General features: G+C 72.0%; 14 protein-coding genes and 1 pseudogene. 5 read left to right on the top strand and 10 right to left on the bottom strand.

The window, feature by feature from the left end:
- Window positions 1-2 precede the first annotated feature (2 nt).
- The 4 genes from FIV43_RS23020 (at window position 3) to FIV43_RS01295 (ending at window position 2,054) form a co-directional block, all read left to right on the top strand.
- The gene (locus tag FIV43_RS23020; protein WP_269204054.1) at window positions 3-410 is read left to right on the top strand and encodes an aldehyde dehydrogenase family protein; all 408 of its coding nucleotides are present in this window, start codon (window positions 3-5) and stop codon (window positions 408-410) included.
- Window positions 371-787 carry an aldehyde dehydrogenase family protein gene (locus FIV43_RS23015; RefSeq protein WP_269204053.1) on the top strand — a complete coding sequence of 139 codons (417 nt, stop codon included), beginning with the start codon at window positions 371-373 and terminating at the stop codon, window positions 785-787. The genes FIV43_RS23020 and FIV43_RS23015 overlap by 40 nt, the downstream gene beginning before the upstream one ends.
- 69 nt (window positions 788-856) lie before the next feature.
- On the top strand, window positions 857-1,483 hold the full coding sequence (locus FIV43_RS01300) for an AAA family ATPase (RefSeq protein ID WP_141012672.1): 627 nt from the start codon (window positions 857-859) through the stop codon (window positions 1,481-1,483).
- Window positions 1,470-2,054 carry a hypothetical protein gene (locus tag FIV43_RS01295; protein WP_141012671.1) on the top strand — a complete coding sequence of 195 codons (585 nt, stop codon included), beginning with the start codon at window positions 1,470-1,472 and terminating at the stop codon, window positions 2,052-2,054. The genes FIV43_RS01300 and FIV43_RS01295 overlap by 14 nt, the downstream gene beginning before the upstream one ends.
- Window positions 2,055-2,081: 27 nt before the next feature.
- On the opposite strand, the gene FIV43_RS01290 is transcribed toward FIV43_RS01295, so the two are convergent.
- Window positions 2,082-3,161: an adenosine deaminase gene (locus FIV43_RS01290; RefSeq protein ID WP_141012670.1), complete on the bottom strand. Its 1,080-nt coding sequence runs from the start codon at window positions 3,159-3,161 to the stop codon at window positions 2,082-2,084.
- A 46-nt stretch (window positions 3,162-3,207) separates the two neighbouring features.
- On the opposite strand from FIV43_RS01290, the gene FIV43_RS01285 reads away from it, so the two are divergent.
- A complete protein-coding gene (locus FIV43_RS01285; RefSeq protein ID WP_141012669.1) occupies window positions 3,208-3,660 on the top strand; it encodes a MaoC family dehydratase in 453 nt (150 codons plus the stop codon).
- A 52-nt stretch (window positions 3,661-3,712) separates the two neighbouring features.
- On the opposite strand, the gene FIV43_RS01280 is transcribed toward FIV43_RS01285, so the two are convergent.
- The 9 genes and pseudogenes from FIV43_RS01280 to FIV43_RS01240 form a co-directional block, all read right to left on the bottom strand.
- Entirely contained in the window at window positions 3,713-5,005 is a 1,293-nt protein-coding gene (locus tag FIV43_RS01280) for a thymidine phosphorylase (RefSeq protein ID WP_141012668.1), read from the bottom strand.
- A gap of 33 nt (window positions 5,006-5,038) precedes the next feature.
- Window positions 5,039-6,196: a cytochrome P450 gene (locus FIV43_RS01275; protein WP_141012667.1), complete on the bottom strand. Its 1,158-nt coding sequence runs from the start codon at window positions 6,194-6,196 to the stop codon at window positions 5,039-5,041.
- Window positions 6,168-6,568 (bottom strand): annotated as a pseudogene (locus tag FIV43_RS01270) (cytidine deaminase). Before FIV43_RS01270 ends, FIV43_RS01275 begins: the two are co-directional and overlap by 29 nt.
- 11 nt (window positions 6,569-6,579) lie before the next feature.
- Complete coding sequence (locus tag FIV43_RS01265) at window positions 6,580-7,821, bottom strand: ABC transporter permease (RefSeq protein ID WP_141012666.1); 1,242 nt, start codon at window positions 7,819-7,821, stop codon at window positions 6,580-6,582.
- The gene (locus tag FIV43_RS01260; RefSeq protein WP_231123603.1) at window positions 7,818-8,921 is read right to left on the bottom strand and encodes an ABC transporter permease; all 1,104 of its coding nucleotides are present in this window, start codon (window positions 8,919-8,921) and stop codon (window positions 7,818-7,820) included. The genes FIV43_RS01265 and FIV43_RS01260 overlap by 4 nt, the downstream gene beginning before the upstream one ends.
- On the bottom strand, window positions 8,918-10,378 hold the full coding sequence (locus tag FIV43_RS01255) for an ABC transporter ATP-binding protein (RefSeq protein ID WP_231123602.1): 1,461 nt from the start codon (window positions 10,376-10,378) through the stop codon (window positions 8,918-8,920). The genes FIV43_RS01260 and FIV43_RS01255 overlap by 4 nt, the downstream gene beginning before the upstream one ends.
- Before the next feature lie 244 nt (window positions 10,379-10,622).
- Window positions 10,623-11,693 carry a BMP family lipoprotein gene (locus FIV43_RS01250; protein ID WP_196781041.1) on the bottom strand — a complete coding sequence of 357 codons (1,071 nt, stop codon included), beginning with the start codon at window positions 11,691-11,693 and terminating at the stop codon, window positions 10,623-10,625.
- Between the two features lie 136 nt (window positions 11,694-11,829).
- A complete protein-coding gene (locus FIV43_RS01245) occupies window positions 11,830-13,047 on the bottom strand; it encodes an amidohydrolase (protein ID WP_231123601.1) in 1,218 nt (405 codons plus the stop codon).
- A 106-nt stretch (window positions 13,048-13,153) separates the two neighbouring features.
- A complete protein-coding gene (locus FIV43_RS01240; protein ID WP_141012663.1) occupies window positions 13,154-14,320 on the bottom strand; it encodes a ScyD/ScyE family protein in 1,167 nt (388 codons plus the stop codon).
- Window positions 14,321-14,443: the final 123 nt, after the last annotated feature.

Raw genomic sequence — 14,443 nt, 5'->3', positions numbered from 1 at the left:
AGGTGACCGACAGCGCGGGGAGGTTCGTGGCCAACGCCTCCCTGGCGTCGCGCAAGGACGTCCGGGACGCGGTCACCGCGGCCCGCAAGGCGTTCGCCGGCTGGTCCGGTCGCACCGCCTACAACCGGGGCCAGATCCTCTACCGGATCGCCGAGGTGATGGAGGACCGGCGCCCCCAGTTCGAGGATGCGGTGCGCCAGTCCGAGGGACTCACCGCCGCAGCCGCACGCGGCCACGTCGACGCCGCCGTCGACCGGCTGGTCTGGTACGCCGGGTGGGCCGACAAGCTCGCCCAGGTGGTCGGCAACGCCAACCCGGTGGCCGGCCCGTTCTTCAACCACACCGCCCCGAGCCCACCGGCGTGGTCGGCGTGCTGGCGCCGCAGGGCTCCTCGCTGCTCGGCCTGGTGAGCACCGTCGCCCCGGTCGTGGTCAGCGGCAACACCGCGGTCGTGGTGACGTCGTACCGGCGTCCGCTGCCGGCGGTCACCTTCGGCGAGGTGCTGGCCACCTCCGACGTGCCCGGTGGCGTGGTCAACCTGCTCACCGGTGACGCCGCCGCGCTCGGACCCTGGCTGGCCGGCCACATGGACGTCAACGCGATCGACCTCGCCGGGGTCGCCGGGGACGCCGACCTGGCCACCGAGCTCGAGGTCGCCGCCGCCGACAACCTCAAGCGGGTACGACGCGCGCCGGACGCCGAGCCGGACTGGACCGCCGACCCGGGGCTGTCGCCGATGACCACCTTCCTGGAGCACAAGACGGTCTGGCACCCGGTCGGCGTCTGACGGTCGTCCGGCGGGGCTGCGCGGCCCCGCCGGGGCGACCGGGGCGGACCCCGCCACTAGAATCCCTGGGTGCCCGCCCGCGTCATCGTCCTCGCCGGTCCCTCCGGGGCCGGGAAGTCCCGGCTGGCCGAGCGGCTGGAGGAGCGGTTCGGGTGGCCGACGCTGCGCCTCGACGACTTCTACCGCGACCACGACGAGCCCGGACTCCCGGTGATCGCCGAGGGCGCGAACGCCGGGCTCGTCGACTGGGACGACCCGGGCTCGTGGAACTGCGCGGACGCACTGGCCGCGCTGCTGGACCTGTGCCGCACCGGGACCACCGACGTCCCCGACTACTCGATCGCCCAGAGCCGGCGCACCGGCGAGCGCCACCTGGACCTGCGTGGCGCCCCGGTCTTCTGCGCGGAGGGGATCTTCGCGCCGGACGTCGTCGCCGGCTGCGCCGAGGCGGGCGTGCTGGAGTCGGCGTACTGCATCACCCAGCACCCCGTGATCACCTTCGGCCGACGGCTGCAGCGCGACCTCCGCGAGCACCGCAAGCCGCCGCCGGTGCTGCTGCGGCGAGGGGTGGCTCTGGCCCGGGCGCAGCGCGCCGTGGTCGGCCGTGCGGTCGCGGCGGGGTGCCGGGTCTCCACCGGCGACGCCGCGTTCGAGGAGATCGTCGAGCGCTGGGCGGGGTCCCGTGCGCCGTCCTGAGCGGGGCCACCAGCCGGACCGGTCGCTGCGTCCGGCCTGGCCGGTGCGCTGGCCCGAGGACCTCCCGCCGGAGCGCCTGCGGCAGCCCGACCCGGTGAGCTGCGGAGCCTCCTCGGTCGTCGCCGCCCGGGTCCTGCTGCGGCCGACGTGGCGGCCCGCCGACCCGGCCACGGAGATCCGCGCGGAGCACCGGTCGCTCACCTCGACCCGGACCCCGCGGGGGCGACTGCAGATGCCCTGGCCGCGCCGGCTCGGCACGCCGCCGTGGGCGGTGGCCAGCGCCCTGGGCGTGCTGAGCGAGCAGCGGGTCGCCACCGTGCACGCCCGCCCGCGGCCGGCGCTCGCCTTCGAGGTGCTGGTCGCCCAGCTGGACACCCGGCCCACCGCCGTCTACGTCGGGAACCGGTGGGTCCCCACGCACGTGCTGCTCGCCCTCGAGGCGCCGGACGCGGGACTGTCCATCCGCCTCTTCGACCCGTGGACCGGGGACATCCACCTGGTCGAGGCCGAGCGCTGGCGCACCCACCGGCTGCGGGTCAGCGGCGGCGACTACTTCTGGTTCGTCGTCTAGGGCGCACCGGGCCACCCCGGGTGCGGGTCAGGCGTGATCGGCGTACCAGGGCTTGATCACGTCCATGATCAGCCGCAACCGCTCGTCGTAGGGCAGGAAGGCCGACTTCATCGCGTTGACGCTGAACCACTCGACCTGGTGCAGGCCGTAGCCGAACGCGTCACCGAGCAGCCGGAACTCCTCGGTCATCGAGGTGCGGCTCATCAGCCGGTTGTCGGTGTTGACGGTGACCCGGAACCGCAGGTCGGCCAGGAGCTTGATCGGGTGCTCGGCGATCGAGGCCGCGGCGCCGGTCTGCACGTTCGACGACGGGCACATCTCCAACGGGATCCGCTTGTCCCGGACGTACGACGCCAGGCGGCCCAGCCGCACCTCCCCGTCGTTGCCGACGCTGATGTCGTCGACGATGCGCACCCCGTGGCCGAGCCGGTCCGCCCCGCACCACTGCACCGCCTCCCAGATGGACGGCAGCCCGAACGCCTCACCGGCGTGGATCGTGATGTGGCCGTTGTTGCGTCGTACGAAGTCGAAGGCGTCGAGGAAGCGGCTCGGCGGGTAGCCGGCCTCGGGACCGGCGATGTCGAAGCCCGCGACCCCACGCTCGCGCCAGGCGATGGCGAGCTCGGCGATCTCCTTGGACCGGGCCGCCTGCCGCATCGCCGTGATCAGGGCACGGACCACGATCCGGCCGCCGGTGGCCTCCATCCCCTCGGCGAACCCCTGCTCCACGGCCCCGACGACCTCGTCCAGGGTCAGCCCCTGCTCCACGTGCAGCTCGGGGGCGTAGCGGATCTCGGCGTAGACGACGCCGTCGGCGGCGAGGTCCTCGACGCACTCCCGGGCCACCCGGGTCAGCGCCGGTCCGGTCTGCATCACCCCGACGGTGTGGGCGAAGGTCTCCAGGTAGCGCACCAGCGAGCCGGAGTCGGCGGCCGCGGCGAACCAGTCGGCCAGCGCGGCCGGGTCGGTCTCCGGCAGCTCGTGGCCGGCGTCCGCGGCGAGCTCGACGATGGTCGCCGGTCGCAGCCCGCCGTCGAGGTGGTCGTGGAGCAGCACCTTCGGCGCGGACTGCAGCAACGGGGTCGGCGTCGTCGGTGTAGGTTCCATGGCGGCATTGTTCCAGCACCCGTGGGTGACGCACGAAGGAGTGGCGATGAGGGTCTTCACGACGTTCGAGGAGCTCGAGCAGGCAGCCGGCGACGATCTCGGCACCAGCGAATGGGTGACCATCGACCAGCGTCGGGTCAACCAGTTCGCCGACGCCACCGGCGACCACCAGTGGATCCACGTCGACGTGGAGCGCGCCAAGGAGGGCCCGTTCGGCGGCACCATCGCGCACGGCTACCTGACGCTCTCCCTGGTCCCGTGGCTGGGCAGCCAGGTCTTCACGCTGCAGACGCCCGGCGCCAAGCTGAACTACGGCGTCAACAAGGTCCGCTTCCCCAACCCGGTGAAGGTCGGCTCGCGGCTCCGGGTACACGTGAAGATCGCCGCGGTGACCGACATCCCGGCCGGGAAGCAGCTCACCGTGCAGCACACCATCGAGATCGAGGGCGAGGAGAAGCCCGCCTGCGTCGCGGAGACCGTGGTCCTGCTGCTCCCCTGACCGGCAGACGCCGGCCCGGCCCGAACGGCCGGTGGCTGGTCCGCCCGGTGGCTCAGCCGATCCGGTCGATGACCAGCGGCCGGGCGTCGTACGACGTCCCCGGCTCCGCGATCTGATACCCGCCCTCCAGCGCGGCCAGTGCCCGGTCGAACCGTTCCGGCGTGTCGGTGAGCAGCGTGAACAGCGGGTCCCCCGCGGCGACGGTGTCGCCCGGCCGTGCGTGCCAGACCACCCCCGCCCCGGCCTGGACCGGGTCCTCCTTGCGCGCCCGCCCGGCGCCCAGTCGCCAGGCCGCGACCCCGACCGCCATCGCGTCGAGCCGGGTCAGCACGCCCGGCGCGTCCGCGGTGACCACGTGGGACTCCCGCGCGGTCGGCAGGTCGGCGTCCGGGTCACCGCCCTGCGCCCGGATCATCCGCTTCCACACGTCCATCGCGGACCCGTCGGCCAGCCGGTCGGCCGGGTCGACGTCGTTCACCCCCGCGGCGGCGAGCATCTCCCGGGCCAGGGCGAGGGTCAGCTCCACCACGTCGGACGGTCCGCCGCCGGCCAGCACCTCGACCGACTCGGCGACCTCGATCGCGTTGCCGGCGGTCCGGCCCAGCGGGGTGTCCATGTCGGTGAGCAGCGCGACGGTCCGCACCCCGGCATCGGTGCCGAGCGCCACCATCACCTCGGCCAGCTCGCGCGCCCGGTCCAGCTCCTTCATGAAGGCGCCGGCGCCGACCTTCACGTCGAGCACCAGTGCGCCGGTGCCCTCGGCGATCTTCTTGCTCATGATCGAGGATGCGATCAGCGGCACCGCCTCCACGGTGCCGGTCACGTCGCGCAGGGCGTAGAGCTTCTTGTCCGCGGGCGCCAGGCCGTCACCCGCCGCGCAGATGACGGCGCCGACCTGCTCGAGCTGGTCGAGCATCGCCGCGTTGGACATCGCCGCCCGCCAGCCGGGGACCGACTCGAGCTTGTCCAGCGTGCCGCCGGTGTGGCCCAGGCCGCGCCCCGACAGCTGCGGCACCGCCACCCCGCACGAGGCGACCAGCGGAGCCAACGGGAGCGTGATCTTGTCGCCCACGCCGCCCGTGGAGTGCTTGTCGGCGGTCGGCCGGGACAGCGACGAGAAGTCCATCCGCTCGCCCGAGGCGATCATCGCCGCGGTCCAGTCGGAGATCTCGCGCCGCTCCATGCCGTTGAGCAGGATCGCCATCGCCAGCGCCGACATCTGCTCGTCGGCGACCGCACCCCGGGTGTAGGCGTCCACCACCCAGTCGATCTGCCCGGCGCTGAGCGATGCGCCGTCGCGCTTGGTGGTGATCACCTCGACGGCGTCGTGCGCGTGCTCGGACAAGGCGTGCTCCTCAGGTCGGATCGGGCGGGTTGCTCACGCGGCCGTCACCGGGACCCGGTGATAGCCGCGCAGGGTGAAGGTGCCCCGCGACTCGGGTGCGCCGTCCAGGCGCAGCCGGTCGAAGCGACCGACGAGCGCCGACAACGACTCGGCCAGCTCCATCCGCGCCAGCGGCGCGCCGAGGCAGAAGTGCACCCCGACGCCGAACGCCAGGTGCGGGTTGTCGGTGCGCGCCGGGTCGAACGAGTCCGGCTCCTCGAACACCGCGGGGTCGCGGTTCGCCGAGCCCAGCAGGACGGCGATCTTCTGGCCCGTGTCCACGGTGACACCGCCGACCTCGACCGGCTCCGTCGCGGTCCGCTCGAACAGCTGCAGCGCGGAGTCGAAGCGCAGCATCTCCTCCACCGTCGCCGGCACGTCCTCGGCCGGGCGCAGACCCCGCTCGAGCATCGCCACCAGACCGTTGCCGAACACGTTGACCGACGCCTCGTGCCCGGCGTTGAGCAGCAGCACGACGGCGGCGATCACCTCGTCCTGGCTGAGCTCGGTGGCGACCAGGTCGGTGATCAGGTCGTCGGCCGGGCGGGCACGACGGGCGTCGGCGAGCTCGCGGACCAGGTCGGCGAAGTCGGTGGACGCCGCGACCGCCGCTGCCACCACCTCGTCGCTGGGCCGGGGCTCGTACATCCGCACGATCGCCTGCGACCAGCGCCGCAGGTCGTCGGTGTGGCTGAACGGGACCCCGAGCAGCTCGGCGATCACCAGCACCGGGAGCGGCTCAGCGTAGGAGCCGATGATGTCGAACCCGTCCGGGTCGACCTCGTCCAACAGCTGCTCGGCCAGCTGGCGCACCCGCGGGCGGAGCCGCTCCACGTGCCCGCGGGCGAACGCCCGCGCCACCGGACGCCGCAACCGGGTGTGCACCGGGGGCTCGTTCTCCATCATCTGGTTGCGGTGCAGCAGGTTGAAGGGCTCCAGGTAGTCGGTCGGCTCCTTGTCCCTCCAGATCCGTCCGAGCCGGCGGTCGCGCTGGACCGCGCTCACCGAGGCGTGGTCGAACGCCAGCCACATCCCGAGCCCGTCGTGCCAGGCGACCCGGTGCCGGGCCCGCTCCTCGGCGAACCGGGGATAGGGGTCGGCCACCAGTGCGGGATCGCCCAGGTCAAGCGAGGTCGTCGGCACTGAAGGCATCGGGCAGCACCTCCTTCATCGTGCGATGTCCCGACCGGGTCCACAGCACCAGGTCGGGCCCGCCGTTCTCCCAGAGCAGCTGGCGGCAACGGCCGCACGGCATCAGCAGCTCGCCGCGCCCGTCCACGCAGACGAAGTGGGTGAGCCGTCCGCCCCGCTCCGGTGCAGCTCGCTGACCAGGCCGCACTCGGCGCAGAGAGCGACACCGTAGGCGGCGTTCTCCACGTTGCACCCGGACACCACCCGGCCGTCGTCGACCCGCGCGGCCGCGCCGACCGGGTAGGACGAGTACGGCGCGTAGGCGTGGCGGGACGCCTCGACGGCGACCGCACGGAGGGCGTCCCAGTCCCCGTCCGGGACGGCCGGTTCCATCGGAGCGGTCACTAGCCCGCACTCCCCTTCCGATAGACCTGCCCGTCCGCTGCGGGCATGCGTAGTCGTTGGGATGCGAAGGCGAGGACGAACAGTGTCGCGACGTACGGCGTCATGCTGGTGAAGTCACGCGGCACCGAGTCGGTCAGCGCCCACCAGGCGAAGAAGCCGACCGAGCCGACGGCGAGCGCCACGATCGTGGCGCGGTCGGTGCGTGCCGCGTTCGCGGTCCGGGTGGCGACGACGATCCGCCACACCGCGAAGACCATCAACCAGAAGGCGACCAGCAGCAGCAGGGCGTGGATGGTGCCGGGGTCGCGCAGCCGGAGGCTGTCGGTGTAGCCGAACATGCCGGAGCCGACCAGGATGCCGCCGGGGCGCCAGTTGCCGAAGATCATCGCCGCCAGGCCGATGTACCCGCGGCCGTTGGTCTGGTTGGTGTGGAACCCGGGCGAGGAGACCAACGCCAGGTAGCCGCCGCCGAGGCCGGCCAGGCCGCCGGAGATCAGCACCGCGATGTACTTGTGCCGCATCACCGCGACGCCCACGCTCTCGGCCGCCTGCGGGTTCTCACCGCAGGAACGGAGCCGGAGACCGAACCGGGTGCGCCAGAGCACCAGCGCGGTCACCACCAGCAGGATGAAGACCAGGATCGTCACCACCGAGATCCGGGTGGTCAGCACGGCGACCACGCTGGCGACGTCGGAGATCACGAACCAGTGCTTGTCCGCGATGTCGTTGGCCGCGTCGGAGATGCCGGGGATCGTGATCGACGCCGGTTTGGCGAGACCGGTGAGCTGCTGGGCGCCGCCCTTGCCGGCCTCGGAGTCGAGGTCGGCGAAGAACGCCTCGGCCAGGAAGGTGGTCGCCCCGAGCGCGATCAGGTTCAACGCGACACCGGAGACGATGTGGTCGACCCCGAAGGTCACCGTGGCCACCGCGTGGATCAGGCCGCCGAAGACGCCGCACAGGATGGCGCCGAGCAGGCCGATGTAGGGGTCGTAGTAGTAGGTGAAGAAGGCCGCACCCCAGGTGCCGAAGAGCATCTGGCCCTCCAGCCCGATGTTGACCACACCGGCGCGCTCGCTCCACAGACCACCGAGGGCGGCCAGCAGGATCGGGCAGGTCGCCACCAGCGCGGCCCGCAGGCTGCCGGGCGAGTCGATCTCGTGGGCACCGGTGAGCACGCGCACCGCGGCGATCGAGACCAGGACGGAGACTCCGAGGAGGAGCAGACGGGATCCCTTGCTCATGCCTGGCCTCCCGCCGTCGCGCCGTCCAGCGTCGAGCGCAGCGCCCGCTGCTCCGCGGCAGCGCCCCACCGGCGGACCACCTCGTAGACCACGACCACGACGAGGACCACCACTCCCTGGGTGATCTGGACGACGGACGGAGAGATGTCCGCCTTGAGACCCAGCGGGTTGGCCTGCACGCTCAGCCACGCGAACAGCAGGGCGCCGAAGGCGACGCCGAGCGGACGGTTGCGTCCGAGCAGGGCGACCGCGAGACCGGTGAATCCGAGGCCGGACTGGAAGGGCGTGCCGTAGTAGTCCGCGCCGCCGAAGAGGTCGGGCATCCAGATCAGCCCGGCGACACCGCCGGACATCAGCATCGCGATCACGATCATCCTCTTCACCTGGACGCCGGACGCCACGGCCGCGGCCTCGTTGCCGCCGGTGGCCCGCAGGTCGAAGCCGAACCGGCTGCGGTTGATCACCAGCGCGAAGACGATGCCGACGATCAGCGCGAGGCTGCTGAGTGCGAAGACCCCGCCCGTCGTGGTGTCGAAGACACCGAGGCTGAGACCGAGCAGCTGGCTGGACTCCGGGATCGGGGTGGTACGACGTCCCTGGCCGTACTGGTCGCCGTAGGTGTTGAGCAGCCAGCCGACCAGGGTGATCGCGATCGAGTTGAGCATGATCGTCGAGATCACCTCGCTCACGCCGCGGGTCACCTTCAAGATGCCGGCGATCGCGGCCCAGGCGGCGCCGACCGCCATCGCGACGACGAGGGCGGCGAGGATGTTGAGGGTCCCCGGGAAGAGCGCCATCCCGGCGACCAGCGCCCCGGAGTACGACGCCAGGGTGTACTGGCCCTCGATACCGATGTTGAACAGGTTCATCCGGAACGCGATCGCCGCGGCCATGCCGGCCAGGAACAGCATCGCCGTCTGGTTGACGATGTTGACCCAGATCCGCTGGCTGGGCGGCGTCAGCATCACCTCGAAGAAGACGCTGACCGAGTTGCCGGCCAGCACGACGACCAGGCTGGTCACCGCGAGCGCGATCGCCAGTGCGATCAGCGGCGCGACGACGACCTGCGCGATCTTGCGCAGCAGGGCGGTGGTCCTCACTTCTCTCCTCCCTTGCCACCGGTCATCGCGGCGCCGAGCTGCTGCGGGGTGACCTGGTCGGGGTCGAACTCACCGACGATCTCCCCGCGCAAGATCACCTGGATCCGGTCGGAGAGGCCGATCAGCTCGTCGAGGTCGGCCGAGATCAACAGCACCGCGAGACCGTCGCGGCGCGCGTTCTTGATGTGGGTCCAGATCGCGCCCTGGGCGCCGACGTCGACACCGCGGGTGGGGTGGGCGGCGACCAGCAGCACCGGCTCGCCGCTCATCTCACGGCCGACGATCAGCTTCTGCTGGTTGCCGCCCGAGAGGGCCCGCGCGTGGGTGTTGATGCTGGGCGTGCGGACGTCGTACTCCTCGACGATCCGACGGGTGTCGTTCTTGGCGGCTCGGCGGCGGATGATACCGCGCCGGTTGAGCTGCCGGCTGGTCTGGTGGCCGAGCACCCGGTTCTCCCACAGCGGGGAGTCGAGCAGCAGTCCGTGGCGGTGGCGGTCCTCGGGGATGAACCCGATGCCGGCCTTGCGGCGCCGCCGGGTCGTCCAGCGGGTGACGTTGTCGCCGGCGACGTCGATCATCCCGGTGCTGGCGCGGCGCATCCCCATGATCGTCTCGACCAGCTCGGCCTGCCCGTTGCCCTCCACGCCGGCGATGCCGAGCACCTCGCCGCGGTGGATGGTCAGGTCGATGCCGGACAGCAGCGCGCGTCCGGCCGCGTCGACCAGCCCGACGTCGCGCATGGTCAGCATCGGGGTGGTGGTGACCGTGGACTCCTCGGTCTGCGGCACCGGGAGCTCCGAGCCGACCATCAGCTCGGCGAGCTCGTGCTTGGTGGCCGTGGTCGGGTCGGCCTCTCCGACGGTCTTGCCGCGGCGCATCACGGTGATGTCGTCGGCGATGGCGAGGACCTCGTCGAGCTTGTGCGAGATGAACAGGATCGTGTGCCCGCTGGCGCGCAGCTCGCGCAGGTTGGCGAAGAGCGCGTCGACCTCCTGCGGCACGAGCACCGCGGTGGGCTCGTCGAGCACGATGGTGCGGGCTCCGCGGTAGAGGACCTTGAGGATCTCCACGCGCTGCCGCTCCCCGACACCCAGCTCCTCGACCAGGACGTCGGGGTCGAGGTCGAAGCCGTAGTCGTCCGAGATCGCCTGGATCCGGGCCCGGGCGTTGCCGCCGATCCCGTGGAGGCTCTCGGCACCGAGGACCACGTTCTCCAGGACGGTCAGGTTGTCGGCCAGCATGAAGTGCTGGAAGACCATGCCGATGCCGGCGCGGATCGCGTCGGTGGGTGAGGAGAAGTGCGCCGGTCGGCCGTCGACGGAGATGGTGCCCTCGTCGGGCCGCTGCACGCCGTAGAGGATCTTCATCAGCGTCGACTTGCCAGCGCCGTTCTCCCCGATCAGCGCGTGCACGGTGCCGGGACGGATGGTCAGATTGACGTCCGAGTTCGCCACCACGCCGGGGAACCGCTTGGTGATCCCGCGGACCTCGATGCCGCCGGACGGGGCCGTGGCGGACCCCCGGGGCCGGACTCGACCGATGTGGTCATGCGCTGTCTCCTCCTCGACGCGGTGCCGGGAAACTCGCGGACAAGGGGCCCGACCAGGATCTCTCCTGGACGGGCCCCTGTCCGTCGTCAGGTGATCCGATCAGACCAGATCGGATCGCTGCTGAACAGTGCCGTCGATCGACGGCCCCGCCTCACTCGGCAGGTGCGGTCGGAACCTCGACCTCACCACCGGTGATCGCGGCCTTGGCCTCGTCGAGCTGCGGCACGTACTTCTTCACGTACCCACCCGAGGTGGAGTAGCCCACGCCGTCGGCCGAGAGGTCGTAGACCTGGTATCCCGCCACCGGCGACCCGTCGATGACCGACTTGATCATGTCGTAGGTCGCGACGTCGACGCGCTTGAGCATCGAGGTCAGGATGTGTGCCTTCTGCGCCTTCGGCGCGGTCAGGTACTGGTCGGAGTCGACACCGATCGCCCAGGCCTTCGCCTCGGTCGCGGCCTCGAACACACCGGAGCCCGAGGCACCCGAGGCGTGGTAGACCACGTCGGCGCCCTGGTCGAACTCGGCGGCCGCGGCCTCCTTGCCACCGGCGGGGTCACCGAAGCCGGCGACGTCGCTCTCCTCGATGTACTGGACGATGACCTCGATCTCCGGGTCGACCGACTCGACACCGGCGGTGTAGCCGGCCTCGAACTTCTTGATCAGGTCGTTGTGCACGCCGCCCACGAAGCCGACCTTGCCGGACTTGGACTGCAGCGCGGCGGCGACGCCGACCAGGTAGGAGCCCTGCTCCTCGGCGAAGCCGAGGTAGGCGACGTTGCCGTTGCCGGTCTCGTCGGGGTCGAAGCCGTCGATGACCGCGAAGCAGGTGTCCGGGTATTCGTCGGAGACCACGTTGACGGACTCGCTGTAGGCGAAGCCGACGCCGATGATCGGGTTCATGCCGGAGTCGGCCATGGTGCGCAGCCGCTCCTCGCGAGCCGACTCGGCCTCGCCGTCCGCGGCCTCGCCCTCGGTCGCGGTGATCCCGAACTCCTGGACAGCCTTGTCGAGGCCCGCGTACGCCGAGTCGTTGAACGACTGGTCGCCGCGCCCACCCACGTCGTAGGCCAGGCCGACCTGGACATCGCCGTCGGGTGCGGTGCAGGCCCCGGTGCCCTCGGCGGCCGTCTCGTCCCCGTCGCCGCTGTTGCTGTCCTCGGTGGCGCAACCGGCCAGGGCCAGCGACGCCACGGCGGCGAGTGCCGCAATCTTGCCCACAGTGCGCAAGATGTCCTCCTTGTCTCAGGCGCCCAGACCGGCGCAGATGTGCGGGTCACAGTACGGCGAGATCAACCGGCTGTGCGGAGGCTTGCGAAGTTGTTACCAAGTCGAGTCTGAAACGCGCGGACGGTCGTCACGCACCGGTAACGAGGAGGTCACCCGCGGGCCGTCGGCGACGCGGGGAGCGCCCGCAGGGCCGCCGCCGCCAGGACCCGGGCTCCGACTCCGATCGCCGCCTCGTCGACCCGCAGGTCGCCCTGGTGGAGGTCGAAGGTGGGGCCCCGGGGGTGCGGGTGCCGAGCCGGAACATCGCTCCGGGCACCTGGGTCAGGTACCAGCCGAAGTCCTCACCGCCGAGGCTCTGCGGGACCTCGACGACCTTGCGCACGCCCCAGAAGGCGGTGACCGTCTCGCGCAGGATCTGCACGCTGACCGCGTCGTTGACCACCGGCGGGACCCCCTGCAGGTAGTCGACGTTGGCGGTGACGCCGTAGGGCCGGACGATGTCGAGCACCGCCGAGCGCACCACCGCCTCGCAGCCGGCCCACGCCTCGGCGTCCAGGATCCGCACGGTGCCGGTCACCAGCCCGCGATCGGGGATCACGTTGGCCGCCGCGCCGGCGCGCACCAGCCCCCACACCACGCTGACGCCGGCGCGGGGGTCCATCCGTCGGCTGAGCACGGCGGGGAGCTCGCTGATCACCTTGGCGAGCGCGAAGGTCAGGTCGCCGGTGAGGTGCGGGCGCGAGGTGTGTCCCCCGTCGCCGTCGAGGCGCACCTCGATCAGGTCCGCCGCGCTGGTCAGGGGCCCGCGGCGGAGGCCGACCGTGCCGACGTCGACCGCCGGCTCGCAGTGCAGCGCGAAGATCCGGCCGATCCCGTCGAGGGCGTCCTCGGAGAGCAGGTACTTGGCACCTCCGGGCATCACCTCCTCGGCCGGCTGGAACAGCAGGCGCACCCGTCCGGGCAGCGCTCCCCGGCCGTGCAGGTCCGCCAGCGCGTGCGCGGCGCCGACCACCGCGGTGGTGTGTACGTCGTGCCCGCAGGCGTGGGCGACCCCGGGGACCGCGCTGGACCACGGGTCCTCGGTCAGGTCCTGGACCGGCAGGGCGTCCAGGTCCGCACGCAGCGCAACGCCGGCCTCCCCCTCGCCGAGGTCGGCCACCAGGCCGCTGCGCGGGAGCGCCCGCACCGTCCACCCGGCGCGTTGCAGGGCCTCGCCGACGCGGTCCATCGTCCGCTGCTCCTGCCAGGAGAGCTCCGGGTGCCGGTGCAGGTCACGGCGCAGGTCGACCAGGTCGTCACGGTGCTTCTCGACGACCGATGCGATCCCGGCCAGTGCTGCGTCCACCGGGCAAGCCTAGTCCGGGCCGCCATCGGCACGGCCCGGTGCACCCGTGGACGCCGGCGGCCAGGGCCGCCGGCGTCCACCGCGCTGTCACTCAGCGCATCATGGTTCAGCGGAAGCGGACCAGCTTGCCGGCCGGCCTCGGGGTGAGCACGTTGAACGTGGCGTAGAGGTCGCCACCGGCGAGCTCGACCTCCGCCGGCATCGGCTTCGTCGCGAACGTGGTCGCCCGGTTCGCGCCCTTGCGGGCCCGGACCACGCGGCCGGAGTAGAGCTCCGCGGCGTAGATGGTGCCGCCTCCGGTGACCGCGACGCCGACGGGCGTGAACAGTCCGCCGAGCAGACGGGTGGCCTTCCCGGTCTTCGGGTCGATCCGGTAGACCGCGCCGACCGGGAGGATCTCCCCGATCCCGCCGCCCAGGGTGGAGACGTAGAGCTTGCCGCCGGGCCCGACCTCGATGTCGGTCGGCACCGGCTCGCCGGTGTAGGTCTTGCCGAGCACGCAGGGAGGCAGCGGGGAGCCAGCCGCGGTGGCCGCGTCGATGACCTCCTGGGTCGCCACCACCTTGACCGCGGGGAGGACCGCGAGGGTCCGGACCTTGCCGGTCTTGGAGATCGACAGCACGTCGTTGGCCCCGGCGTCGGCCAGGTAGGTCGTGGACTTCATGGTCGCCGTGGCGTAGGGGTGCGAGTACGTCTCCCCCGGATACGGCAGCAGGAAGGGCGGCAGCATGGCGGCGCACTCGGGATCGAGGTCGCTGAAGCCGTAGGTGACGCCGCCGTCGGGGTTGTTCTTGGCCTCGTGGGCGCCGACGTCGGCCAGGGTGCGCACGATGGTGCGGGTCTTGCCGCGCTTCTTGATCTGCCGCAGGGTGAGCACCTTCGCCGACGGCTCGGCCGCCGACCTGGGCCGCGCGGTCAGGAACCCGCGGCCGAGCGCACGCTCCGGCGGCATGTCCTCGGCCGGGGTGGTCGCGAAGGTGACGGTGCCACCGCGCACCGAGACCGCGCCCACCTCGGCGCCGGCCTGCGGCGCACGGTAGATCCGCTTCGGCTTCCCGCCGGGCTTGATCCGGAGCATCTGTCCGGCGAAGTTCTGGGTCACGTACGCCGTGCCGTCGGGCGCGATCGCGGCCCGCAACGGGGTGATCAGGCCGGTGGCGAGCGTCTTGGTCTTGGGTGCGGGCGCCGCCTGGGTGGCCGGAGCCAGCACGGCCGAGGTGGCTGCGAGTGCGGCGACGACCGCCGTCGCCGCAGCGGTTCGGGTTCTGCGCATGGGGTTCCCTCCGAGAGAGTGGATGGTGTATCTCGGAGCGTGAGCCGGTCACCCGCACCCGCTCATGCCCGGTTTCGGGGAAACCGGGTGCGTCCCGGTCTCCCCGTCCACCGGCGTGTGGGA

The organism is Nocardioides sambongensis (genome assembly GCF_006494815.1).
Lineage (GTDB): Bacteria > Actinomycetota > Actinomycetes > Propionibacteriales > Nocardioidaceae > Nocardioides > Nocardioides sambongensis.
This window is presented reverse-complemented; position numbering and strand designations above follow the sequence as displayed.

Bases quoted from the DNA above. Each gene is read 5' to 3' on its own strand.
- FIV43_RS01290 (WP_141012670.1), bottom strand. From the start codon at position 3,161: ATGGAACCTACACCGACGACGCCGACCCCGTTGCTGCAGTCCGCGCCG.
- FIV43_RS01285 (WP_141012669.1), top strand. From the start codon at position 3,208: ATGAGGGTCTTCACGACGTTCGAGGAGCTCGAGCAGGCAGCCGGCGAC.
- FIV43_RS01275 (WP_141012667.1), bottom strand. From the start codon at position 6,196: ATGCCTTCAGTGCCGACGACCTCGCTTGACCTGGGCGATCCCGCACTG.
- FIV43_RS01265 (WP_141012666.1), bottom strand. From the start codon at position 7,821: ATGAGCAAGGGATCCCGTCTGCTCCTCCTCGGAGTCTCCGTCCTGGTC.
- FIV43_RS01240 (WP_141012663.1), bottom strand. From the start codon at position 14,320: ATGCGCAGAACCCGAACCGCTGCGGCGACGGCGGTCGTCGCCGCACTC.